Origin of the sequence: Dyadobacter subterraneus (assembly GCF_015221875.1) — a bacterium.
GTDB lineage: Bacteria > Bacteroidota > Bacteroidia > Cytophagales > Spirosomataceae > Dyadobacter > Dyadobacter subterraneus.
The window spans coordinates 1127287-1150929 of sequence record NZ_JACYGY010000002.1 but is presented as its reverse complement, the minus strand read 5'-3'; the positions used below and the strand labels follow the sequence as shown (position 1 = coordinate 1150929).

The window sequence follows — 23643 nt, the reverse complement described above, 5'->3', positions numbered from 1 at the left end:
TTTTTCATACTTTCGGTGCAATAGTATTCTTAACACTATACACATCATTATTATGATTAGAAACTTTTACGCTAAACAGCTCTTGCTGTTAATCTTTATTTTTTGTGCGCCTTCACTTACTTTCGGGCAAATTTATTTAAATACTTTTACGGGGGCATCGGCCTGTCCCACACCTGGTAATGTAGCAACAGCAATTCCCGGCGTTACCGGAACAGAACTCACCAGAAACACAATTACCTGTACCGCTTTCTCCAATGCTTTTAATTCTACAACACTCAACAATACGGCAACAATTAATAACAACTCTTACATTGAGTTTTCCGTTACGGCTGATGCCGGCTTTCAACTTAATGTCACTTCGTTAACCTTTTTCCGACAAGGGAGTGCCTCAGCTCCTAATCAGCTTGAAATCCGTTACAGCACCGACGGCTTCGCTACATCCACAGCATGGGGAGCGGCTCCTTTGACAGTAACGTCGCCCGGAGCAACAACAAATTGGGATTTTGATGATTTCACTGTGGCAAGCGGCGTAAAATTAACTTTCAGAATTTATCCATATGGTCCGCAAAGAGCAGATTTAAGTGCAAACACCGCTTCCACTGGTGCCAGTTTCAGGATGGATAATGTCACCCTTAATGGTACCGTCATTTCCCCGATGCCAGTCAAACTAAGCTCATTTAAAGGCAGTTGTGAAAATAATTCAGTTTTATTAAAATGGGAAACTACATGGGAAGATCAAAATGAAGGTTTTGAAGTTCAAAAAAGTGTTGACGCGATAAACTTCCATAAGGTTGGATATGTTGCAGGAAATTCCACTACCCTGTTGAAATCCTCCTATGAGTTTTCAGATACGGGAATTAAATCAGAACAGACTTTTTATTACCGTCTCAAACAAATTGATCTGGATGGAAGTTATGAATATTCAAGAATAATTGCCGTTAAATCAGATTCCGGGGATGAAAAACTTTTTGTTTACCCCAATCCTACAACCGGAACCTTTGAAATCAAATCGCTGGAATTAAAGAATCCGGAAATCAGGTTGTATAACCATCTTGGCAAAGAAGTTCCCATAAAAATAAGTAAAAGTGAAAATATGGATTCCTATCAAATTATTATAAAAGGAAATCCAACACCCGGAATATTCGAATTAAAAATTAATGATACGAACGGTGATTCCAAGCCCAGATCGGTCAAAGTGTCAGTAATTGAATAAAAATAAATCCAATAAACCCTTAACAAAGCTCCGAAACTCTTGATTGAGTCAGGAGCTTTCTTTTTTATACTGAAATCCTTATTAAGTTTTAAGTAATCGTAGGAGTAATACAGAAATTGGATTGCTATTTTTAAAATTAGGGTATTTTTGCAACTTGATCCAACCAACACCACCGAATGAAAAAAGTTAGTTTAAGTGATTCCGGCCCAAAAGTATCAGAAGCAATTTATGGTTTCTGGAGATGGAAAGATGAAGGTGCAGAAACAACATCCGCCATTGAAAAAACGGTTAATCTGTGTCTGGAACTAGGAATAAATACATTTGACCATGCAGATATTTACGGCGATTTTACCGTAGAAGAGCATTTTGGCAAGGTTATCAAAAACAAATCCTTCAAAAGAGAAGACATAGTTCTTTTCAGTAAATGCGGGATCAGAAAGTCAGATAATGGCGATTTTAAATACTATGACACTTCGAAAGATCATATTATCAATAGCGTAAATGGTTCTTTGAAAAGACTGAACACAGACTATCTTGATATTTTCCTTTTGCAGCACAGCGATTTTCTGGCAGATCCGGAGGAAACGGCCGGTGCACTTGCGGAAGTAGTTAAATCAGGAAAAGTGAAACATATTGGTGTTGCGAATTTCTCTGTTTTTCAGCACCAGCTTTTAGCTTCTTACCTCAGAATCCCGATTGTTACGAATCATATTGAATTAAATTTGATGAATACGACAGCCATTGAAGATGGTCGTATTGATTTTATCAAACAGTGTTTTAGTAAACCGTTGGCCTGGGCACCTCTGGCAGGCGGAAGAATTTTAGATGGGACAGATGAAAAAGCTGTGGCGTTAAGAGCTAAACTTGAAGAAATTGGTAAAAAATATGATGCTAACATTGAACAAACGGCAGTAGCCTGGTTGATGAAATTAGGTACTTTGCCAATTATCGGATCTTTATCAGAAACAAGAATCAGAAACGCAGCAAGTGCCTCGGATATTCAATTAACAAATCAGGATTGGTACGCACTTTATCAGGTCGTTAATCCATTCTGATAATAATAAGTTTTTGCTCAAAAGCCAGTTACGTTTATGAAACGTAACTGGCTTTTTTATTTTTCAGTATCATCAAAACTTTTCTGAGGAAATGTGACTTATAAAGCTCTAATCCGTATAAATACCAAAAGCGAGAGCTTTAAACTTTGAATAAAAAAAACCATATCAGACAAATGAAAAAAATATTGATCATTGCCGCTCTATTTGCATTTTCAACTGCTTCTTTCGCGCAGGATACTGATTCGACAAAAACGCAGAAAGCTGTTGCAGCTACCAAATCAAGAGCTAAAAAAGTAGGTGCCGCAATTAAAAAGGATGCCAAAGTTGTTGGTAACGGCGTAAAAACCGGAGCTGAAAAGGTAGGCGAAGGTGCTGAAAAAGCATATGATGGCACTAAAAAAGTAGCGAAGAAAGTGGGAAAAGGTGTAAAGGATGAAGTGAAAAAATTATAAGATTTTTTTCAATATATGATTATTAAAAAACCTGCTTGACAGCAGGTTTTTTAGTTATAATGGCAAAACTTCAATTATTATTTACTGAGCACTATGCTCCATGTACTTCCACTAAACACATGATACTTCTCAGAAAAACTTGCCATATTAATTCCCAAAGAAAAATTGAGTAAGCTGTTGAAATAACCGACATCACTCCCTTCAGGTACTTCTCCAAAAGTATTGACATATTTTACGGTTCCGGTGTAGACTTTTTTCTCTCCGTCAAAAACCTCGACCTTGATATTTTCTCCTATTTTAATTCCCAATTGATTAAAAAGCTTTTTGTCAATATCCGTCCAGACGTTGCCATATTGAATATCCAGAATTGGTATCGTTCCTTTTACTTTTCCCTTTTCGAAAGATGGTTTTGTGTAAGGAATTGAAACAATTTGATTCGGAAGTTTTGGCCCAACCTGATCATAAGTAATGGTTTTGGAAGCTAATCTGGCTGCGGTAAATGCATATACATCGCGACCATGAAAGGTATACGACTCATTCGAATTTTTACGACGGTTTTTCACTTCATCAATTTCACGCACCTCCTGAATTCCCATTTGTTCTGCAACAAGAGTTAATGTTCCATTATCCGGCGTGACAAAATAATGTCCTGTTTTTGTTAATAGGACCACTGATTTTCTTTTTGTTCCAACACCCGGATCGCAAACGGAAACGAAAACAGTGCCAACCGGCCAATATGGTGCCGTTTGAACAAGTCGGTAAGATGCTTCCCAAATGTTGTAAGCCGGAATTTCATGCGTTAGATCAAATATTTTCAGGTCAGGAGAAACACCCATCGCTACACCTTTCATCGCAGAAACGGCGCCATCTTTTAATCCAAAATCAGACTGGAAAACGAGAATATTGTTTTGGGCATTTGAAGTGAAAGAAAGAAGCGTCAGCAAAATAGTAATCGCTGACAAAATGAATTTTTTGATGTAGTTAACGAAGGAAAATGATGCCATAATTTATACCTGTATATTTAAGAATTACTTGCCTTTTTTGTATGATTCAGTATTCGTGTAGTCCTTTTGTAAAGTTATAAAATTTCAAAGATCATCTGTCGAGACTAACAAAAATCAATGGTTGGCATAGCTTTTGAACCGTTTTCTTATAATTACTTTACTCACATCAATTTAACAAAATATTCATGGCAGTTATTGGAGAACTGATCAAAAAGGCAATTGACCTTTCGGGTTATATAACAAGCGATCCGGATCCGGTGAAAGAGCAGCGGGAAGTGCTTCTTTCGCTATTGGAAAAAGCAAAACTTACCGCATTTGGAAAAGCTTATAATTTCAAAGAAATTTTAGAAAGCGAAGACATCATAGCTGCATTTCAGCAATTTGTTCCGGTTCATGATTATGACAAAATGAACGCCGACTGGTGGCATTATTTACTCGAAGGCCATCAAAATGTAACCTGGCCAGGCGGTCAGAAATATTTTGCATTAAGCAGCGGAACCACCAGCAACAGCAAACATATTCCAGTCACAGACGATATGCTGGATGCGATCAGGAAAAGCGGTACACATGAAATCATGAATCTGAGTGCATTTGATTTACCCGCAGAGTTTTTTGAAAAACAAATCTTAATGCTTGGAAGCAGTACCAATCTGATTGAAAAAGATGATCATTTGGAAGGAGAAATAAGTGGAATAAGTGCAAGCAATATTCCTAGCTGGTTTGGAGGTTATTACAAGCCAGGACGCGAAATTGCGGATATTAAAGATTGGGATGAACGTGTTAAAGTCATTGCAGAACAGGCACCAGATTGGGATATTGGATGTCTGTCTGGAATTCCTGCATGGATTGAGTTGATGCTGAAAGAAATTATCAAAAAGCATAACTTAAAAAATATCCACGAAATCTGGCCAAATCTCCAGGTGTATACAACAGGCGGCGTTGCGTTTGATCCTTACCGGAAAAGTCTGGAAAAATTATTTGCTCATCCCCTGATTTACATCGATACTTATCTGGCTTCTGAAGGTTTTATTGCCATACAAAACCGGCCTGAGACTTCTTCAATGGCTTTATTTACCAACAGCGGAATTTTCTTTGAGTTTGTACCGATGGAAGGCGACAATATTGATGAAGATGGTTTGGTGAAACCGGATGCAGAAATATTTGCCCTTGAAGACGCAGCAGAAGATGTAAATTATTGTCTGCTGATTTCTACCGTTTCCGGAGCGTGGCGTTATATGATTGGCGATACGGTAATGATAACGGACAAATCAAGGGCAGAAATAAAAATCACCGGTCGGACAAAACATTATCTGAATGTAGTGGGTGAGCAACTTTCTGTTAACCAGATGAATGATGCACTTCGTGTTCTGGAAAAAGAATATGATCTGGTCATGACCGAATTTATTGCTGCCGCAGTTCATAAAAATGAAGAATTTATTTTGAAATGGTATATCAGTTCTGACAAGTTTCCAGATGCAATCAAAGTTGCGGAATCGCTCGACAATGCTTTACAAACCAGCAATAAAAACTATAAAGTTGCGCGTGGAAAAGCGCTAAAAGGCGTTGAAGTGGTACTTATTCCCGAAACTGTTTTTCATAAATGGAGCGAAGAAACTAAGAAACTGGGCGGACAGGTAAAAATTCCCCGGGTCATGAAAGAAGAAGATTTTATTGAATTTGAAGCTTTTGTAAGTCAAAATTCATAAAGCTGCTCTTTGCACTTCCAATAATCTCACTTGCTCGACTATATCATCAGGAGAAAGATATAGCCGGGCAATTTTTTGTTTATATTTCTCTGGTAATTCGGCGTGATTCAGGATAAAGTTTTTAGTTTGGATGATATAATTTCCCAGACCATGGGTAACAGCAAAAGTATCCGCCACCTTTTCTGCCTGCTGAATATATTTTGTTGAAAATAAGTACCCAAAACCAAATCTGATCATGCCAAAAATATTGCGATTATGATAATCCATAATATGCCCCAATTCATGCCCTATCCAGCCAATCAGGATATCCTTTGGAATTTGATGAATAGGAATTGCAGTATGTGTTAACTTAAATAAAGCGCTGATATTGATCTGATAACCACGATTTTTCTTTCCCGTGAACATTGTTCCAATTTTTGGCTGCGCCTGCATGACTGATTTTTTTATGTTTTGTTTAAACACAAAATCAATCGGTACATTTTGCAATTCGGGATAAAATGAAAGTGCTTTTAAAATTTCATTTTCGATCACTTTCGGGATTTTCTTGTTTTCCCGAAAATGGGTAAAATCTTCCGGATTGAATTGATCTTGATCAGCCATATCGTCTGCTACGTTAAGTAATTTACATTCAAGTAGCAAAAACCGATCCAAATCAATCTTTCAAGGTTTTTACATCTACTTTTCTCAGAATTTCCTTTTTGTCAAATAACAATCTCCAAAGTGCAAATGATGGTGTTTTGTCAGCAAGACAGGTTTTACAAATTTGTAAATCAGCAGGAACGTTATAGACAACTGTGGTATCATTAATCGGCTGAACATTATCGCTTAATGAGGTTGTATTACTTTTGGCACTATAAAGATATGCCTTTAAAAGCTCGGTTTCTTTCTTATCAAGTTCTGTATTTGTCGTATCATCAGAACCAAGCAATGAAATTTTTACGCCATACTTTTTTTCCAAAGCACCTATAATTGGGATTTCAGATGGGTTTTTACAAAGTTCGGCTGCCTTTTCCGGACTTTTCACCAGTGCTTCTTCTAATGATTTCTGCGCCAGTTTTGAGATTTTCTTTCCCCATTCGTCGACCGTATAAATAAGCTGGGTATTGGTAACACGCACGATTTTCGATTGCTTTATTTCATTGGACAATTCCTTGGTATTTTCAACACGGGTATTATTACAGCCAGACAAAAGCAATACAAAAGCCAGAATATATACGATACGATTCATTTTATTTTTATAAGTTAAACTGGTAAAAGCGTTACAAAAGCAGATTTCAACAAACAAAATCAGGGATTTTCCACACTTATTCTTCAACGTTAAATACAACTTTGTAATTCAAAACAGACAACGAACGTACGAAAAACATTCTTCAACCTAAAATGCGTATCTTTGTCGCCCGAATATGCAATGCCAAAAGACATTAACGCGATATGCAAGATAAATTAGAAGCCATAAAAGAACGTTTCGAAGAAGTTTCGCAACAAATTATACAACCTGAAATCGTTTCCGATTCCACTAAATATTCCAAATTGAGCAAGGAATATAAGGATTTGGGAAAGATTGTTGAACAGTACGCAATTTACCAAAAACTTCAAAAGGATATTGCAGGGACGAAAGATATGATCGTCAATGAAAAGGACGAGGAGCTGCGCCAGATGGCAAAAGAAGAATTGGACGAATTGCTTCCAAAAATGGAAGAAATGGATCTGATCATTAAAGAATTATTGATACCAAAAGATCCTAATGACAGCCGTAATATTATCCTTGAAATAAGAGGTGGAACGGGTGGAGATGAAGCTTCGATTTTTGCCGGCGATTTGTTCCGCATGTATCAGCGTTTCTTCGAAAAAATGGGTTGGAGATCGTCGATCATGGATTTTACTGAAGGTACCAACGGAGGTTACAAAGAGATTATATGTAAAGTTGAAGGTGAAGATGTTTACGGTAAAATGAAGTTTGAATCGGGCGTTCACCGTGTTCAGCGTGTACCGCAAACGGAATCTCAGGGAAGAATTCATACCTCAGCGGCCTCGGTTGCCGTTTTACCGGAAGCAGAAGAAGTTGATGTTCAGATTAATATGAACGATGTGCGTATTGATACATTTATGTCATCAGGTGCTGGTGGACAGTCAGTTAACACTACTTATTCTGCCGTTCGTTTGACACACATCCCATCGGGACTGGTTGTTAGCTGTCAGGATGAACGTTCGCAGTTGAAAAATAAAGATAAAGCCTTGGGTGTTTTGCGCTCACGTCTTTACGAGATTAAATTGAAAGAACATAATGATGCTGTCAGTTCTCAGCGTAAATCCATGGTTGGAAGCGGCGACAGATCTGACAAAATCAGAACATATAATTACCCGCAAAGCCGGATTACTGATCACCGCATCGGTTACACCGTTTACAATTTGCCTGCCGTAATGGAAGGTGATATTGCAGAATTTATCGAGCGTTTGCGTATTGCTGAAAATGCGGAAAGAATGCAGGAAGGCGAAACAATTTAATTTGGGAAGTTCAGCTCCTTTGAAGCTTCCTGTTTATAGCAATTGCACTTGTTCCTCAGAGTTTTGGCTCCTTCGGAGCCTCCTGTGAATATTGTTGAATTCTTGGCCCAAACAGGAAAAAGGTAGATTACAGGTGACTCTGAAGGAGTCTGGATTTGGTTGCGAATATTAGTTTCTATAAAAAGGATATCCCTTTGGGATTGATTTGCTGAATTAATCAACAGAGAAATAAAAAAAGGCTTAAAAATGATAAATTCATTTTTAAGCCTTTTTTTATTTCTAACCAGGTTATTTACTTGTATAAAGCTGCTTATAAGTTTTCGCTTTATAATCTTCGAAAGACTCTTTTTTATTATAATTATCGCCAAAGAAGGTGATCACTTCATGAAATTCCTTTGCTTTCATATAACCTGGCAAAGGCTGGATCATTTGAAATTTGTCGTCGAGGAAAATCGTTGTTGGAAAACTTGGCTGATTATTTGTAAGCGCCAGTGCAATTTGATGAATGCCTTTTTGTCCTTCTGCAATAAATTCAAATTTCTGACTTCCAAGCGTTATGGCTTCTCTTTGTTCAGCATTCAGTTTTACGGCATAATATTTTTTGTTGATGTAATCAATTACCTCAGCATTTTTATACGTTTCCCGATCCATCACTTTACACCAGCCACACCAATCTGTATATAAATCAACCAACACTTTCCGCGGCTCTTTCTGGGTTTTCGCATAGGCTTCTTCAATGGTCATCCAGTGAATTCCTTCTTCTTTTTTTGTTACAGAATCTGTTCGGAAACTGGTTAATGCAAGAAACAGAATCAAAACCGAAGTAAATATGTAAGCTGATCGTCTCATAATTTTTTGATATACATTTTTAAAACGCATTTTTTGACCAAATAATTTTTTTATGAATTAATATCAGGCAATTTTATATTCAAATCTTACCATACACATATTCATTTGCGAGTAATCATTTGCTTGCGAAACAATCAACATTATTAATCATGAAAGTAAACAAAGTTATTCCGCTTATCCGAATTTTCGACGAAGCAAAGGCGGTCGAATTTTATGTAAACTGGCTGGGCTTTACAATTGACTGGACGCATCAGTTTGAGACCAATTTTCCGCTTTATATACAGGTTTCAAAAGAAGGGATTGTTTTGCACCTGACAGAACATCACGGTGACTGCACGCCTGGCGGGAAAGTATTTATTGACTGTGTGGGTTTAACAGAATATCATGCCGAATTGATCGAAAAAAATTACCGTTTCAACCGTCCGGGATTGGAAGAAGCGCCATGGAATGCCATTACAATGGAAGTTTCAGATCCTTTTGGAAATAAATTACTTTTCAACGAATCCAAAGAATAATTTTTTTGCCACGAATACACTAAATTCGTGCGTTCGTGGCAAGCTTATTTTTTTGTTTTATCTTTTGAAAAAGAGACTAACAAACCTCCACTTATAATCAAGGCCATTCCCGATAATGTGGTAATAGTTGGAATCGCCTCTCCCATCAAAAATCCAAATATCAAAGCAAAAAGAATATTGGAATATCCGACCGCTGCGACGCGTCCTGCTTTATCAAACGTAAAAGATTGTGTCATCATGATCTGGCCGATCATCGCCGTAATTCCCAGTGCAAGAAATCCCAGCCAGTGTTGCCAGGTTGCCGGCCATTTGAAAGTTCCGATTAGAAAGTCGAGCTGATCATTTGGGAAATAAGTACCGATTACGATTGAAAATATTGGCAGAACTATTCCGCTCAACATGAAGGAAAGCACAATAGCCCGGGTATCATAAACTTGTCCTAGCTGACGAATCGCCAGATAGGCAACAGCAGTTAATAATGCATTTCCCAATCCTATGACATGATTTCTGACCGACATCGAAAGATCCGGACGGAAGACAAACAGTATCCCGGCAAAGCCCAGTAAAATAGCAATCCACTCGGTAAAATTTAATTTTTCCCCCAGAAAAAGCCAGGACAGAAATGCCAGAAAAATGGGATAAGTATATTGATACGTGGAGGCTCGGCCTAATCCAAGATTTTGAATTGCGTAAAAAAGAAGATATAATGAAAGTGTTCCGACAACGCCGCGAAAAATAAGTAAGCCAAGTCTCCCACCTTTTTGCTTCAACGGTCGCTGCAAAATACTTGTTCCGATAAACAATACGCCAATAATATTTCGAAAGAAAACCAGCTGTACAATATGAAAATCACGACTCAGCCATTTTGAAATTGCAGACATTAGGGCAAAGAAAAAAGATGCCCCAAGCATCAGAAGAACACCTCTTTGTGGTGCTGAAAGTGAAAAAGATTTTGTGGTGCGGGTTAACAAATTGTCAGAATTTTAGGCAAAGATAACGCAACGATTTTAAGGAGAGCGCCATTTCAAAAAAACGATTATGTGACACCCGCATAATTTCGTTAACTTTACAAAGTTTTTGGTGCCGGAAGTTGAATCAAATCAACCATATGGCTTAATAGGGAATCCCGCGAAAAACGGGAGCTGTCCCCGCAACTGTAAGTCTTACAAAAAACTGATCTCATCTGCATAACCACTGTGAAAACGGGAAGGTACAGGATCAGCAAGACAAGCCAGGAGACCTGCCAGAAACATTCAGCGTTTTGATTTTCGGAGGAAAAATCATTTAATCGTTTTACTATGATGATCTTGAATTTTTACGGTGCGTAGCGGGCAAATTCGCTTTTATCTCCTGCTTGTGATTTTGTTGGTTAATGCCTTCGAAAATCAATTGATGGCGCAAAAGGATTCAATTCATCTGGATCCGGTGACCATTTATGGTTATGCGCCTGAACGTTTTATGAGCGGATTAAAAGTGCAGAAAATCGATTCTGTTACGATGGAACAATTTCGTTTCAGAAATATTACGGATCTGCTTTCTTTAAATACGCCCATCATTATTAAGAATTACGGTCCCGGACAATTAGCAACCGTTGCTTTTCGCGGGACTTCCGCAAATCATACTGCGGTGCTGTGGAATGGTCTTAATGTAAATCTTCCCACTTTGGGACAAACTGATTTTTCAACAATTCCGGTTGCAGGATTTGACCAGTTATCCGTTCAGTATGGTTCTTCCGCCAGTATTGTGGGAACTGATGCAGTAGGTGGAAGTATTTTGCTGGGAAGTTCCATGCCTCAGGCAGGACTGCAAGTTATGATTGGAAGACAGCAGGAAAGTTTCCGAAACAGCCAAACACAGGCAACTATTAAATACGGGACGAACCTCGCTAACAAATGGACTTTTGCGGGAAAAACCGCGGCATATGATGGCAGGATGAATAATCATTATCCGTATACTGAAAGGAATAAGAAACAAATGATTCCTTCCGAAACATTCCAGAAAGGTCTGGTTCAGGACTTATATTTTACAAAAAACAGCCATCAATTATCGGCACATTTTTGGCTTACTGATAATCAGTTAACCAATAATCCTGAAAATCTTACAGGCCGTGAATATACCGCAATAAAGTCTTATCGTACAATGCTGAGGTATCAGGTTGATAACTGGACGGTCAGAACTTCCTGGATCCGGGACATTGTTGATCATGCGGCAGGTGATTATTCAAAATTCGATCATGCAGTTACCGATAGAATCGGTGCCAGGTTTGAGCGTGCATTTGAATGGAAATTTAAAAATCTGGGAAATATTCAACTACAGGCGGGAGCAGAATTTACGCACTATATAACACACTTTACTGATTATGAAAAACCCGTTACCGCAGAGAATCGTGAAGATTTTTTTCTTCTGACACGCTGGCACGCTACTCCAAAATTCCTGGTCTCCATCAATCTTCGCCAGGCCTTAGTTACAGGATTTAATCCACCCTTTACACCTTCGCTTGGTGCCGAATATCGCTTGATTCAAAATAATATTAATTCATTAAAAGTCAGAGGTTCTGTTGGGAGAAGTTACCGCGTCCCAACTTTAAATGAACGTTACTGGAAAAGTCTGGGCAATCCAAATATTCGTCCTGAGGATGGTTTTAACAAAGAAATCGGTTTGGAAGGAACACATGTTGTCAGTTGTACTCACTCTTTTACGGCAAGTTTAACAACTTATCATAATCGCATTAATAACTGGACTTACTGGAATCCTGCGAATAATTTCCGCGTGGAAAATCTGCAATTGGTAGTTGCACGAGGCATTGAAACACAAATCGGCTGGAAGGGAAACTGGACCAATTGGAAAGCGGGCGGTAATTTGAATTATGCTTTTACAAAAAGCTCGCAGGAAAAGGTTTATGACGCATATGCCTCTGATATTGTCGGCAAACAATTACCGCACATTCCCTTACATTCCGGAAACGTAAATCTGTTTGTTCAATACAAAAAAATCCGGTTGACAAATCAATTACAATTTGTTTCAAAACGATACACTTTGGCTGATCATGCACAGTTTACACAGGGATATATTCTTGAAAATTTTCTGGTTGAAACCACCTTTGACTGGCGTGGAGCGGCCGCTTCTTTGCAGGGCAGAGTAAATAATATTACCAATTCTTTTTACCAATCCATTAATGGAAATCCCATGCCCGGACGTAGTTTTGCCATTAGCTTATTGTTTTCTTTAAAAACAACCAATCATTCGATATAAAACTTTCATCAGCACGACTAACAAATAATTATTTAAACGAATACCTTAATTGATAAAACAATGAAAAAACAATTATTCAGAATTCTGACAATCACCTCTATATCAGCAGTTTTGTGGTCTTGTAATCAAAGCGATCCTGTTCCAAAAGGTACTTATGTTCAGGGCGTTTTTGTAATTAATGAAGGAAATTTCTCACAGAATAATGGTTCTGTTTCATTTTTTGCAAGAGAAAACACTACTGCTGATGCGGATGTTTTCTCGTTAGTAAATGGAAATGCACTCGCCGGTGGTGTGCAAGGTTATGATATTGCAGGAGATCACGGATTAATTCTGGTTGATAATTCAGCAGCCGGACAAGATAAAATTCAAATTGTGAATGCCAATACATTTGCATCAGAAGCTACGATCAGTACTGATATTGAAAACCCACGTGATGTTGTGGCTGTAACCAATGATAAAGCCTACGTTACTTGCTGGAACACACTTAATTCAGATTATTCTTATCCGGTTGGGTACGTTGCTGTGGTTGATTTGGCGACTAACAAGGTTACCAAGAAAATCAGTACTGATAAAGGCCCTGAAAAGATGATTTTCTATAAAGACAAAGTTTTTGTTGGGGATAATTTTTATAGTGGTGGTACTAAGCTTACCGTTATCAGCACCTCTGCTGATGCAATTTTGAGTAGTATTTCTTTTAAATCAGCTCCAAATCCAATTGGCGTTGATGCGAACGGAAAATTATGGGTACAAGCAGGGATAGAATTATTTCGTTTGAATACTGAAACTTTTGCTATTGAAACAACTTTGAAAATCGGTACCGACGAAACTAAAAAACCAGAAAATTTTGCAATGGCTTCTGATCTCTCAACGATCTATTTTGTTCTTTCGTACTCGGACGCAAATTACATCAGCCACGGAGCAACTTACAAGTTCTCGATTACAGATACTCAGGTTAACGTAACAACTCCTTTTGTAAATAGAATTTTTACGGGTCTGGCTGTTGATCCAACACAAGGATTAGTTTATGCAGCAGTTACGCCTTCGTATTCACAATCCGGTTATGCTGTTCGTTACCGTGGAGATGGTTCTCTGGTTGATTCTGTTAAAGTAGGCGTTGCTCCTACCGGATTTTTCTTTAAGCAGCTTTAATTTAAGCGAAACCGAAATAGTTCGAACAAAAAAATAAGTCAGCCTTTTCAGGTTGACTTATTTTTTTGATTATCTAATTTGATTTCAGTATTATTTCCTACTTAAAAAACCCTTGCGGATCAGGAAGTTTTGCTTTCAAAAGCTCTACAAATTCAATGTTCAGCTGACTAAAATCAAGCATTCTACCTTTGTGAAGTCGCTCCCAGGATTTCTCCGGTTCATTGCGATTGTAGTAAACGAGCGCAAGATTATATTGTCCCAAAGCATAAGTTGAATCCAGCGCAACTGCTTCTTCCAACAATTTATTCGCCTCGTCCAGATCTTCCTGCTGTTTGTTCATCGCATAAAGTTTAAGATCAACAGTAGAAAGATCAACCAATAAAGGAACATTATTCGATTGAAGATTTACACCACGACTTAACATACGCTTAGCATCTACCCAGTTTTCTCTCTGGTAACAAACTACGCCAAGTCCCCAATATGCCTCAACATTTTTGTCGTTCAGCAAATTAGCAAGATTGAAACGGTAACAAGCTGTGTCCAGAGATCCTTCCTGCAAATACTCCCAGGCACGCGCTGAAAAAAAGCTGCTGGCCTCTGGTCTGCTTGAAAATGATTTATCGCAATCACTTAAAAATTTAATTTCTTCGTCAATCTGCTGCGAGGTTTTGCTTTCCTCGCCAAATAAAGGAACTACGCGTCTTTCTTTTAATTCCAGCGGTCTTCTTTGTGAAATATTGGTATCAGAAACAGGTGCCGCACTCGCCAAATGTTTTTCCTGGGCAAGCCCAAGAACAGGTATTAAAAGAGCAAACCAAATAACAACGGATTCTTTCATAAAATAAAAATAGAGAAACAGGTTTTTCTATTGTCCAAGTTAAACGGAATTATTGGATATCGTATTGTATTATTTACGTTTAGTTCGCTTTGTAGCTGTCTTTCTACGGCCTGTGTCTTTGCCCTTCGACAAAGTTTTTTGTTTGAAGAGATGTGCGTTCTTTTTTTCATGAAATGCCCCCAGGAACGTAGGATCCTCTTTTCTTTTCTGGTTGTCAATTTCACGAAGCATCATCTGGCGTTCATCTACTGGTGTTTTTGCAATTTCCAGATCTTCCGGCAATTCTTCGCGTGGAATTTCCATGCGAATCATTTTTTCAATTTTTGCAATATGATATTCGTCGGCAATTGTCATAAAAGTGATCGCCTGTCCAAGCATGTTTGCCCGTCCGGTCCGCCCGATTCTGTGAACGTAATCTTCGTAAATCAATGGAACATCAAAGTTGATCACATGACTTACTTCGGTGATATCAATTCCCCTGGCAACCACATCAGTTGCCACCATCACACGAACAGATCCTTCCTTAAAAGCATCCATGGCATTGGTCCGGGTATTTTGTCCTTTATTGGCATGGATAACACGAAGTTCATTTTCCTTCACAACACCATTCAGCATATAACTGTGCACCTGACCTGCCACTTCACGACTTCTGGTAAAAATCAATACACGATTAAAAACCTCTTCGTCCTTTAACAATCTTGCAAGCAAATTGATTTTCGTCCGGAAATTAGGTAGTTCATAAAGTACCTGAGTAACTCTCTCCGCCGTTGTAGCCTGCGGCGTCACTTCAATTCTTGTAGGATATTCCAGAAATTCAAAGGAAAGCTTTTCCACTTTATCAGAAAAAGTAGCAGAGAAAAGCATATTCTGGCGTTTCCGGGGAAGGATTTCAAGAAAACGACGGATCTGCGGCATGAAACCCATGTCCATCATTTTATCCGCTTCATCCAAAATCATGACATTGATATACTTCACCACGATTTCTTCCTGTAAATAAAGATCCATGAATCTTCCAGGCGTGGCGACAATAATATCCACCCCTTTCCGGATCGCATCAATCTGCGATTTTGGACCAACTCCTCCGAAAAGGACAACAGTGCGGATATCTGTGTATTTACTAAGTTCGTTAACGGCCTCTGCAATTTGCATAGCCAGCTCCCGTGTCGGTGCCAAAATCAATGCGCGAGGATCCTGGCCTTGTGCATATTTTATACGCATCAACAATGGCAAAGTGTAAGCCGCGGTTTTGCCGGTGCCTGTCTGTGCGATGCCTAATATATCCTGTCCGGCTAATGCTAAAGGTATTGCCTGTTCCTGTATGGGCGTAGGCTCCGTGTAGCCTGCTTCTTCAATTGCATTGAGTAATTGACGGTTAAGCTTAAATTGCTCAAATTTATTTTGCGTAGTTTGCATCGCGCAAAGGTACGAAAACTAAAATCAGGTTCCATATTTTAAGCCTTTATAGCTTCTTCAACCATCGTCGATGAGCCCACATAAATGGGAGAACGCTGGTGAAAATCAGAAGGAACAATATCCAGAATGTCACGAAATCCATCGCTGGCCTTGGCTCCTGATTTCTCGGCAATGAATGCCAAAGGGTAACATTCATAAAGTAAACGCAGCTTTCCTTTCGAATCTTTTGTGGTTGAAGGATATAAGTAAATTCCGCCTTTTAAAAGATTCCTGTGAAAATCCCCAACCAGAGAACCGATGTATCTTGCACTGTAACTTTTTAATTTACAATCTGTTATATATTTCTTTATTGATTCCGGATAGCTGTTATAATTTCCCTCATTGACAGAATAAATCTTTCCGTCAGAAGGAGAAATAATATTTTTATGGGATAAAATAAATTCCCCTAGCGACTGATCATAAGTAAATCCATTCACACCATCTCCTGTTGAATAAACAAGCATCGTTGATGAACCATAAAGAATATAGCCGGCCGCAATCTGTTTTCTTCCGCCTTGTAAAAAATCATTGATATTTGCTGGTGAATTGATCGGAGTAATGCGTCGGTAAATAGAAAAAATTGTACCGATTGAAACATTTACATCAATGTTGGAAGAGCCATCGAGCGGGTCCATGGCCACTACATATTTGCCATGATCATTACCCGTATGAATAATATCCTCATCTTCTTCGGAAAGAATGGCACAAACTTCTCCCCCATTTTTCAAAGCTCTTATGAAACGGATATTGGCGATGATATCCAGTTTTTGTTGATTTTCTCCCTGCACATTTTCCGTTCCATTTGCGCCTGTCACATCAATTAATCCGGCTTTATTGACTTCCCGGTGGATGATCTTTCCTGCCAGGGCGATATCTCTCAATAATTGTGATAGTTCACCGGTCGCATATGGAAATGCACTTTGCGAATGCATAATAAAACGATCCAGCGTAACTCCTACCGGCAACGCCAGTTCCTGAGCAGTTTTTGATTCTGAAACACCCATTTTTATAATTTCAACAAGTTGTGAGATGTGTAAGGCAGTATGATTTGATCAAATTTCAAACTCTTTTTTAACAAATCAACACGATTTCAACTATATTTTTAAAGTAGAAAATAAGCAATATACGTCATTCAGGGTAAGACAATTATATAGTCGTCATGCACTTTTGGGAAGGAAATTTCCAACAATATTAAAAGATGAATTTCATCTAAAATGTTTAGTTTGTAATCTTAACAGGTTCCTAAACTAAATAGATATGTATTCGCTGCTTCTGGCTTTCTTTTCAATTTTTTCACAGTCATTTTCAGGAAGTTTTTCAAAAAACGAAGACGTTCTTGCCTTACCAGATACCAACCGCATTCACGTTCCAATCGGCGGAAATTCCTGGATTCAAAATGGGAAAACAGAAAAGATAAGTGAAACCGGATTGTCGGATTGGACAAATACAGAATCAATTCTTCAGACTTATGTCCGTTTCGCTAAAATCGGAAAAATAAATCTTTCGCTAAAAGCTTCTTGTGAAACAGGAAAAAGTAAAATCAGAATTTTGGTCGCCGGGAAATCGAGGGAAATTGAGCTCTTAGGTATCGAAAAAATTTATGACCTCGGTTCCTGGGAGATTAACCAAACCGGTTATTTAAAACTTTCCGTTCAGGGAATTTCAAAATCGGGAAAAGAATTTGGAAAACTTAATGAATGGATTTTAGGAGGCAATGCTATTGATGAAAAAGCTGCTTTTGTAAAGGATAATGCTGGCAATTTTTTCTATTGGGGAAGACGCGGTCCGTCGGTTCATCTTAATTATCCAATTCCAACCGATGAAAATGTTGAATGGTTTTATAACGAAGTGACCGTTCCTGAAAAACAGGATGTCATCGGTTCCTATTTTATGGCTAATGGTTTTGGTGAAGGATATTTCGGTATGCAGGTTAATTCGGCAAAAGAACGCAGAATTTTGTTTTCAGTATGGAGTCCATTTCAAACAGACGATCCGAAATCAATTCCAAAAGACAAACAGATTGTAATGTTGAAAAAGGGAATTGATGTATATACCGGCGAATTTGGCAACGAAGGTTCGGGAGGACAAAGTTATTTGAAATACAATTGGAAGGCCGGAATTACGTACAAATTTCTGTTGCAGGGAAAACCTTCAGGCGATAGCACTACGACTTATACTGCTTATTTCTTCACTCCCGAAAAAGCAGAATGGAAATTGATAGCCAGTTTCAAAAGACCAAAAACACAGACTTACCTGAAAAAACTACATTCATTTTTAGAAAATTTCATCCCCGAAACCGGAAATCAGACGCGTAAAGTTTATTTTGGAAAGCAATGGATCAGAACTGCTTCCGGAACTTGGACCGAACTTAATCAGGCAAAATTTTCAGCAGACGCGACGGCAAGAAAAGGTTATCGTTTGGATTATGCAGGTGGAAAAGAGAAGAATTATTTCTATTTGAAAAACTGTGGTTTTTTTAATGAATTTACCATGATTGGAGATTCGTTTACTCGTGAATCTAGCGGAGAAGCACCGAAAATTAATTTTGAAAAGCTGCCTTAGATTTTAAGAACACAGAAAGTTTGCGGCTTAATTATGTCACCCTTTCAGGGTTTGGCTCGGTGTGATACCCATATTTTTTTATAATAATGTCATCTTTTCAGGATTGTTCGGCGGAAATATTCCCGGATCATATGATGTCATTTTCTATAATAATGTAACCCTTTCAGGATTATTTCATCGCTCGTAAACCGTCCGGAATCATAAATTCAGAGACATCCCAAGTCCGAAGGACTGATATTATTATAGAAAACATTTACGTCGATTGTGTAAAAACCACGAAGTGGTGGCATATTTTCTCCGTTAACTACGATACTTAACAAAAAACAGCGCTGAAACCGAAAAGTAACAGCGCTGTTTTTATAGCTATTCTTTTTTATCCAAGTCTAACCAAAGCCTCTTTCAAAGTCACAATTTTCGCCTCAGCATCAGCCATTTTTTGTCTTTCTTTTTCAACAACATCAGCATTTGCATTTTGAACAAAACGCTCGTTTGAAAGTTTTTTGGCAACTGAATTCAGGAATCCTTCTGTGTAAGCAAGTTCTTTCATCAGATTTTCACGCTCTGCTTCAACATCAATTTCTCCTTCAAGATTGATAAAAAATTCATCAGAACGAACAAGGAATGACATACCGGGTGCTTGCTCTGATACGAAATTGATTTCCGCAACATTCGCCAGTTTTCTTACCAATGCTTCCAAACCTTTATAAAGTTCAGGTTGATCCGATTTTATAGCTAACGGCAATTCAATTTTCGGACTGATATTTTTTGTATTTCTCAAATTCCGAATGGCTGAGATCAATTCAAACAGAATTTCAAATTCACCTAAAAGATTGGTATCAACCGAGCCAACGATTGGAAAATCAGCCACACAAATGCTTTCTTTTTCCTGACGCTCACGAATATTCTGCCAGATTTCCTCTGTGATAAACGGCATGAACGGATGTGCCAGACGCATTAATTTATCAAAAAATTCAAGCGTTGCTTCAAAAGTAGCGGCATCAATTGGTTGCTCAAAACCAGGTTTAATCATTTCCAGATACTGCGCGCAGAAATCATCCCAGATTAATTTATAAACCGAATTCAGAGAATCTGAAATACGGAATTTGGTAAAATGATCCTGAACTTCTGCCAGTGTCTGGTTCAATTTACTATCAAACCATTTTACCGCCAGGCTAGAACCTTCCGGCGCAGAAAGTGAAGTATCAACGCTCCATCCTTTTACCAGACGGAATGCATTCCAGATCTTGTTACAGAAATTTCTCCCCTGTTCAACCAGTTTTTCATCATATGGCAAATCGTTTCCGGCCGGAGAGCTAAACAGCATTCCGGTACGAATTCCATCCGCACCATATTTTTCAATCAGTTCAATCGGATCAGGAGAATTTCCCAACGACTTCGACATTTTCCGTCCTTGTTTATCACGGACAATTCCAGTGAGATAAACATTTTTGAACGGATAAGTGCCTTTATATTCGTAACCGGCAATGATCATACGCGCCACCCAGAAAAACAAAATTTCAGGAGCCGTTACCAGATCATTTGTTGGATAGTAATAATTTATTTCTTCGTTATCCGGCTTTTTGATTCCGTTAAAAACCGAAATCGGCCATAACCAGGAAGAAAACCAGGTATCCAAAACATCTGCATCCTGTGTTAAATCTTCTTCGGTAAGCGCAAATAGCTGATATTCGTGCTGCGCGATATGGAGCGCCTCATTTTTGGTTTTAGCAACGATAACCGTTCCATCCTGCAAGTAAAAAGCAGGAATCCGGTGTCCCCACCAAAGCTGGCGACTGATATTCCAGTCACGCACATTTTCCATCCAGTGACGGTATGTATTTTTGAATTTTGGCGGAATCAGTTGAATGGTATCATTCATTACATTTTCCAAAGCTGGCTCACTTAACCGGCTCATTTTCAAAAACCATTGTTCAGAAATTCTTGGCTCAATAACCGCATTTGTGCGTTCCGAATGGCCAACATTCGATTTATATTCTTCGCTTTTTACCAGATTTCCTGATTCTTCAAGCAATTTGATAATTTTCTTACGGGCAATAAAACGGTCTTCACCAACCAGAATCTGCGCTTTTTCATTCAGCGTTCCGTCTTCATTCAAAAGATCGATGATCGCCAGATTATGTTTTTTTCCTAGTTCATAGTCATTTGTGTCATGTGCCGGAGTAACTTTTAAAGCACCGGTTCCAAATTCCATTTCAACATATTCGTCAGCAATTACATCAATGGCGCGTTTGATTAATGGAATTATAACCTGCTTTCCAATGAGGAATTGATAACGTTCGTCATTTGGATTTACACAAATCGCCGCATCCGCCATGATCGTTTCCGGACGCGTTGTTGCAATAATAATTCCTTCCCCTTCGGCACCGCCAACCAGATCGTAGCGGATATAAACCAGTTTCTGATTTACTTCTTTTGTAATTACTTCCTCGTCAGAAACGGTCGTACGCGCCTGAGGATCCCAGTTCACCATGCGGTGACCGCGATAAATATCTCCTTTTTTGTACAGGTCAATAAAAACATCGATCACAGAATCGTAAAGATCCGGATCCATGGTGAAAGCAGTACGGTCCCAGTCGCAGGAAGCGCCCAGTTTGCGCAATTGCTGCAAAATAATTCCACCATATTTGTGCGTCCACTCCCAGCAATATTCCAGAAATTCGTCGCGGGAAAGATCACGTTTGTTGATCCCACGTTCTTTCAACATCGCCACCACTTTCGCTTCCGTTGCGATAGACGCATGATCCGTACCAGGTACCCAACATGCTTCCCTGCCTTCCATCCGCGCTTTACGGATCAGAATATCCTGAATCGTGTTATTGAGCATGTGCCCCATATGCAAAACACCCGTCACGTTTGGTGGCGGAATTACAATGGTATAAGGCTCTTTATCAGGATTTGGCTTGGAATTAAAATATTTGTTTTCGATCCAGTAGCTATACCATTTATCTTCTATCTCTTGCGGCGCGTAGGTTTTGGAGATCATTCTTTTTGTAAAATATGGGCGTTATTAACAATTGCAGTCTTAAAAAGAATGGCAAGTTATCACTTGAAACCGATATTTTCACGTGAATGATAGGAGATTAATGATTGTCTTGCCAATTTTTATGCTTCGGCAGGAGCAATCGGCAGCCAGATAATAAACGTACTTCCGTGGCCCGGCCTGCTATGCACATTAACAGTTCCTTCATGCGCTTCCACCATTTTCTTCACGTAACTCAGTCCCAGACCGAAACCTTTGACATCATGAACATTTCCGGTTGGAACGCGATAAAATGTATCAAAAATGCGTTGGATCTGCTCTTTACTCATTCCTAAACCATGATCTGTTATAGCGATTGAAATTCCATTATTTTCATTTTCCGTTCTGACTTTCAGATGCAGTTTTTCAGGAGAGTATTTAATTGCATTATCAATCAGATTGTTCAGCACGTTGGAAATATGCAGTTCGTCGCAGGAAATAATTTCATTGACTGCTTCAAATTCCAGATCAATTTCTCCTTCTTTCTGCTCAATCTGAACACTTTGACTGTTCAGTACTTTTTCTATCAGATCATGAATATTTGCCTCACTTCTTTTCAGTTTCACATGACCTTTATCCAAAAGTGCCATCTGTAAAACCTTCTCCACATGCGTTCCCAGCCGTTTATTTTCTTCCCGGATAATGCCGAGATAACGCGTCATTCTTGGAGAAGTCTCAGTGCCCGCCGACCTTGAATTTTCCTGCGCCATATCCGCAGCCAACGCAATCGTCGAAATTGGCGTTTTAAATTCGTGGGTCATATTATTGATGAAATCATTCTTGATATCCGAAAGTTTTTTCTGATGAAGAATCGTTGAAACGGCCATATAAAAACAAGCCATTATTACGACAATCAGAATTCCTGAGCCGCCAAACATGACGCCCATATTACTCAGAATATATTTTTGCTGATCCGGAAAAAAGACGTAAAGCAGATTATTGCCCTGCAAGGTTTCGTTCGGGAAAAGTGATGCTTTATAAGATCTTTGCTGCCATTCCGAAGTTTTCAGGCTGGCCGTTGAAAATACCAATCCGTTGTTTGTATTTCCCTGAACAGCAAATTCATATGACAACGTAATTCCATTTTCGACCAGTTCCTTTCTCAACAAAGTATCCAGCAAAAACCGGTTTACGCGTTCCTGAATTGGTCTTTTGGTATACATCAGATCCTTCATTACTTCGCGAAGCAAATCTGCTCTGTCAAGATCACGGGATTTTCCATTAATGAGTGGTTTTGTTCCGGCGAGTTGTGGTGATTTTTCAGGACTAAGCTTAGACTTCCTATATAAAATCTGAGAATTAGCTTCACTTTCTCCATTCGCATTTTGACTTTTTCCATCCGTTTTCTGACCCGGAAAAGCTTCCTGAAAAGCACTTCCCAATTTCTTTTCCTCTTCCAGTCTTCTGCGCATAAATTCATCCATACCTTCTGCCCCGAATCGCTGCGCCTGAAAAAATTCTTCGATAATCTGCTGCTGATGATCCAGCGTTACACGGAAATTTGGACTTAATACATCAGAAGGAGCGGCTTCTGTAAAAAACTGATAATGGATTTCGTCACCATTCGGACCGATAAATACCTGGACATTAGGCTGAGGCAAAACCGCAGAAACCGGTTTTTTATTCTGTTTTGAACCCGATTTTTTAACCGGCATTTCTCTCAGCTGCGTGATACGGTTCAGTTTATCTTTCTGTTGTTCCGTTTCAATACGCTGCTGAAGCAAATACATCATTTCCTGTTTTTCAAGTCGATGCACCACTTCCTGTACAGATTCGGCCACTTTTTGGTTGAACTGCTCATTCCGGATCGCAATCGCCTCGCGTATCCAGTACCACTGAAAACCGATGAGGCCGATAAGCGCCAGGCACATTAAACCGATTATAATCTGGATTTTCCGCTTCGTCATTTTTATTTATTTGTCGATGCACCGCTTTCAATGCAACACCAGCACTTTTTTCTGCGACTTTGTTATGTTGAACAAATTTAAGGCATCCGGAGAAGCCGTTTCTTTTTTTAACAAAATTTAACAGCCAGTTTTTCAGGCAAAATT

The 23643-nt window shown here is 38.9% G+C and carries 19 protein-coding genes and 1 riboswitch; of the genes, 9 read left to right on the top strand and 10 right to left on the bottom strand.

Annotation, left to right across the window (positions count from 1 at the left end):
• The first annotated feature begins 52 nt into the window (after positions 1-52).
• The 3 genes from IEE83_RS30345 (at position 53) to IEE83_RS30335 (ending at position 2720) form a co-directional block, all read left to right on the top strand.
• Entirely contained in the window at positions 53-1213 is a 1161-nt protein-coding gene (locus IEE83_RS30345; RefSeq protein WP_194124463.1) for a T9SS type A sorting domain-containing protein, read from the top strand.
• A gap of 176 nt (positions 1214-1389) precedes the next feature.
• A complete protein-coding gene (locus IEE83_RS30340) occupies positions 1390-2268 on the top strand; it encodes an aldo/keto reductase (RefSeq protein ID WP_194124462.1) in 879 nt (292 codons plus the stop codon).
• 173 nt (positions 2269-2441) lie between these two features.
• Complete coding sequence (locus IEE83_RS30335; RefSeq protein ID WP_194124461.1) at positions 2442-2720, top strand: hypothetical protein; 279 nt, start codon at positions 2442-2444, stop codon at positions 2718-2720.
• Between the two features lie 77 nt (positions 2721-2797).
• On the opposite strand, the gene IEE83_RS30330 is transcribed toward IEE83_RS30335, so the two are convergent.
• Complete coding sequence (locus tag IEE83_RS30330; protein WP_194124460.1) at positions 2798-3724, bottom strand: SAM hydrolase/SAM-dependent halogenase family protein; 927 nt, start codon at positions 3722-3724, stop codon at positions 2798-2800.
• Between the two features lie 185 nt (positions 3725-3909).
• Here IEE83_RS30330 and IEE83_RS30325 point away from each other — a divergent pair, with 185 nt between their 5' ends.
• On the top strand, positions 3910-5430 hold the full coding sequence (locus IEE83_RS30325; protein WP_194124459.1) for a GH3 family acyl-acid amido synthetase: 1521 nt from the start codon (positions 3910-3912) through the stop codon (positions 5428-5430).
• Here IEE83_RS30325 and IEE83_RS30320 read toward each other — a convergent pair.
• Both IEE83_RS30320 and IEE83_RS30315 read right to left on the bottom strand, forming a co-directional pair.
• Positions 5425-6030, bottom strand: a complete 606-nt coding sequence (locus IEE83_RS30320; RefSeq protein ID WP_194124458.1) for a hypothetical protein — start codon at positions 6028-6030, stop codon at positions 5425-5427. The genes IEE83_RS30325 and IEE83_RS30320 overlap by 6 nt on opposite strands.
• A 52-nt stretch (positions 6031-6082) precedes the next feature.
• Positions 6083-6658 carry a hypothetical protein gene (locus IEE83_RS30315; protein WP_228102141.1) on the bottom strand — a complete coding sequence of 192 codons (576 nt, stop codon included), beginning with the start codon at positions 6656-6658 and terminating at the stop codon, positions 6083-6085.
• Positions 6659-6861: 203 nt separating this feature from the next.
• On the opposite strand from IEE83_RS30315, the gene prfA reads away from it, so the two are divergent.
• Entirely contained in the window at positions 6862-7935 is a 1074-nt protein-coding gene (gene prfA, locus IEE83_RS30310) for a peptide chain release factor 1 (RefSeq protein WP_194124457.1), read from the top strand.
• Positions 7936-8223: 288 nt separating this feature from the next.
• On the opposite strand, the gene IEE83_RS30305 is transcribed toward prfA, so the two are convergent.
• Positions 8224-8784 (bottom strand): thioredoxin family protein, encoded by a 561-nt coding sequence (locus IEE83_RS30305; RefSeq protein WP_194124456.1) that lies wholly within the window; start codon positions 8782-8784, stop codon positions 8224-8226.
• A gap of 149 nt (positions 8785-8933) precedes the next feature.
• On the opposite strand from IEE83_RS30305, the gene IEE83_RS30300 reads away from it, so the two are divergent.
• Positions 8934-9299 (top strand): glyoxalase superfamily protein, encoded by a 366-nt coding sequence (locus tag IEE83_RS30300; RefSeq protein WP_194124455.1) that lies wholly within the window; start codon positions 8934-8936, stop codon positions 9297-9299.
• Positions 9300-9343: 44 nt separating this feature from the next.
• Here IEE83_RS30300 and IEE83_RS30295 read toward each other — a convergent pair whose 3' ends face one another.
• The gene (locus IEE83_RS30295; protein WP_228102140.1) at positions 9344-10270 is read right to left on the bottom strand and encodes a DMT family transporter; all 927 of its coding nucleotides are present in this window, start codon (positions 10268-10270) and stop codon (positions 9344-9346) included.
• Between the two features lie 90 nt (positions 10271-10360).
• Positions 10361-10561: riboswitch (cobalamin riboswitch) on the top strand.
• Positions 10562-10691: 130 nt separating this feature from the next.
• Here IEE83_RS30295 and IEE83_RS30290 point away from each other — a divergent pair.
• Positions 10692-12551, top strand: coding sequence for a TonB-dependent receptor plug domain-containing protein (locus IEE83_RS30290; protein WP_194124454.1), 1860 nt, complete (start codon positions 10692-10694; stop codon positions 12549-12551).
• Between the two features lie 60 nt (positions 12552-12611).
• Positions 12612-13700 carry a YncE family protein gene (locus tag IEE83_RS30285; RefSeq protein WP_194124453.1) on the top strand — a complete coding sequence of 363 codons (1089 nt, stop codon included), beginning with the start codon at positions 12612-12614 and terminating at the stop codon, positions 13698-13700.
• A gap of 97 nt (positions 13701-13797) precedes the next feature.
• Here the strand turns inward: IEE83_RS30285 and IEE83_RS30280 are convergent, their stop codons facing one another.
• The 3 genes from IEE83_RS30280 to fbp all read right to left on the bottom strand — a co-directional run bounded on the left by IEE83_RS30280 (position 13798) and on the right by fbp (position 16994).
• Entirely contained in the window at positions 13798-14538 is a 741-nt protein-coding gene (locus IEE83_RS30280) for a tetratricopeptide repeat protein (RefSeq protein WP_194124452.1), read from the bottom strand.
• A gap of 69 nt (positions 14539-14607) precedes the next feature.
• Complete coding sequence (locus IEE83_RS30275) at positions 14608-15951, bottom strand: DEAD/DEAH box helicase (protein WP_194124451.1); 1344 nt, start codon at positions 15949-15951, stop codon at positions 14608-14610.
• A 38-nt stretch (positions 15952-15989) separates the two neighbouring features.
• A complete protein-coding gene (fbp, locus tag IEE83_RS30270) occupies positions 15990-16994 on the bottom strand; it encodes a class 1 fructose-bisphosphatase (RefSeq protein WP_194124450.1) in 1005 nt (334 codons plus the stop codon).
• A gap of 253 nt (positions 16995-17247) precedes the next feature.
• Between fbp and IEE83_RS30265 the strand changes: the two genes are divergently transcribed.
• Positions 17248-18552 carry a DUF3472 domain-containing protein gene (locus IEE83_RS30265; protein ID WP_194124449.1) on the top strand — a complete coding sequence of 435 codons (1305 nt, stop codon included), beginning with the start codon at positions 17248-17250 and terminating at the stop codon, positions 18550-18552.
• A gap of 373 nt (positions 18553-18925) precedes the next feature.
• Here IEE83_RS30265 and IEE83_RS30260 read toward each other — a convergent pair whose 3' ends face one another.
• Both IEE83_RS30260 and IEE83_RS30255 read right to left on the bottom strand, forming a co-directional pair.
• A complete protein-coding gene (locus IEE83_RS30260; protein WP_194124448.1) occupies positions 18926-21556 on the bottom strand; it encodes a valine--tRNA ligase in 2631 nt (876 codons plus the stop codon).
• A gap of 119 nt (positions 21557-21675) precedes the next feature.
• Positions 21676-23499: a sensor histidine kinase gene (locus IEE83_RS30255; RefSeq protein ID WP_194124447.1), complete on the bottom strand. Its 1824-nt coding sequence runs from the start codon at positions 23497-23499 to the stop codon at positions 21676-21678.
• Positions 23500-23643 lie beyond the last annotated feature (144 nt).

Coding starts and splice junctions, on each gene's coding strand:
- IEE83_RS30345 (WP_194124463.1), top strand. CDS start 53: ATGATTAGAAACTTTTACGCTAAACAGCTCTTGCTGTTAATCTTTATT.
- IEE83_RS30340 (WP_194124462.1), top strand. CDS start 1,390: ATGAAAAAAGTTAGTTTAAGTGATTCCGGCCCAAAAGTATCAGAAGCA.
- IEE83_RS30335 (WP_194124461.1), top strand. CDS start 2,442: ATGAAAAAAATATTGATCATTGCCGCTCTATTTGCATTTTCAACTGCT.
- IEE83_RS30330 (WP_194124460.1), bottom strand. CDS start 3,724: ATGGCATCATTTTCCTTCGTTAACTACATCAAAAAATTCATTTTGTCA.
- IEE83_RS30325 (WP_194124459.1), top strand. CDS start 3,910: ATGGCAGTTATTGGAGAACTGATCAAAAAGGCAATTGACCTTTCGGGT.
- IEE83_RS30320 (WP_194124458.1), bottom strand. CDS start 6,030: ATGGCTGATCAAGATCAATTCAATCCGGAAGATTTTACCCATTTTCGG.
- IEE83_RS30315 (WP_228102141.1), bottom strand. CDS start 6,658: ATGAATCGTATCGTATATATTCTGGCTTTTGTATTGCTTTTGTCTGGC.
- prfA (WP_194124457.1), top strand. CDS start 6,862: ATGCAAGATAAATTAGAAGCCATAAAAGAACGTTTCGAAGAAGTTTCG.
- IEE83_RS30305 (WP_194124456.1), bottom strand. CDS start 8,784: ATGAGACGATCAGCTTACATATTTACTTCGGTTTTGATTCTGTTTCTT.
- IEE83_RS30300 (WP_194124455.1), top strand. CDS start 8,934: ATGAAAGTAAACAAAGTTATTCCGCTTATCCGAATTTTCGACGAAGCA.
- IEE83_RS30290 (WP_194124454.1), top strand. CDS start 10,692: ATGGCGCAAAAGGATTCAATTCATCTGGATCCGGTGACCATTTATGGT.
- IEE83_RS30285 (WP_194124453.1), top strand. CDS start 12,612: ATGAAAAAACAATTATTCAGAATTCTGACAATCACCTCTATATCAGCA.
- IEE83_RS30280 (WP_194124452.1), bottom strand. CDS start 14,538: ATGAAAGAATCCGTTGTTATTTGGTTTGCTCTTTTAATACCTGTTCTT.
- IEE83_RS30275 (WP_194124451.1), bottom strand. CDS start 15,951: ATGCAAACTACGCAAAATAAATTTGAGCAATTTAAGCTTAACCGTCAA.
- fbp (WP_194124450.1), bottom strand. CDS start 16,994: ATGGGTGTTTCAGAATCAAAAACTGCTCAGGAACTGGCGTTGCCGGTA.
- IEE83_RS30265 (WP_194124449.1), top strand. CDS start 17,248: ATGTATTCGCTGCTTCTGGCTTTCTTTTCAATTTTTTCACAGTCATTT.
- IEE83_RS30260 (WP_194124448.1), bottom strand. CDS start 21,556: ATGATCTCCAAAACCTACGCGCCGCAAGAGATAGAAGATAAATGGTAT.
- IEE83_RS30255 (WP_194124447.1), bottom strand. CDS start 23,499: ATGACGAAGCGGAAAATCCAGATTATAATCGGTTTAATGTGCCTGGCG.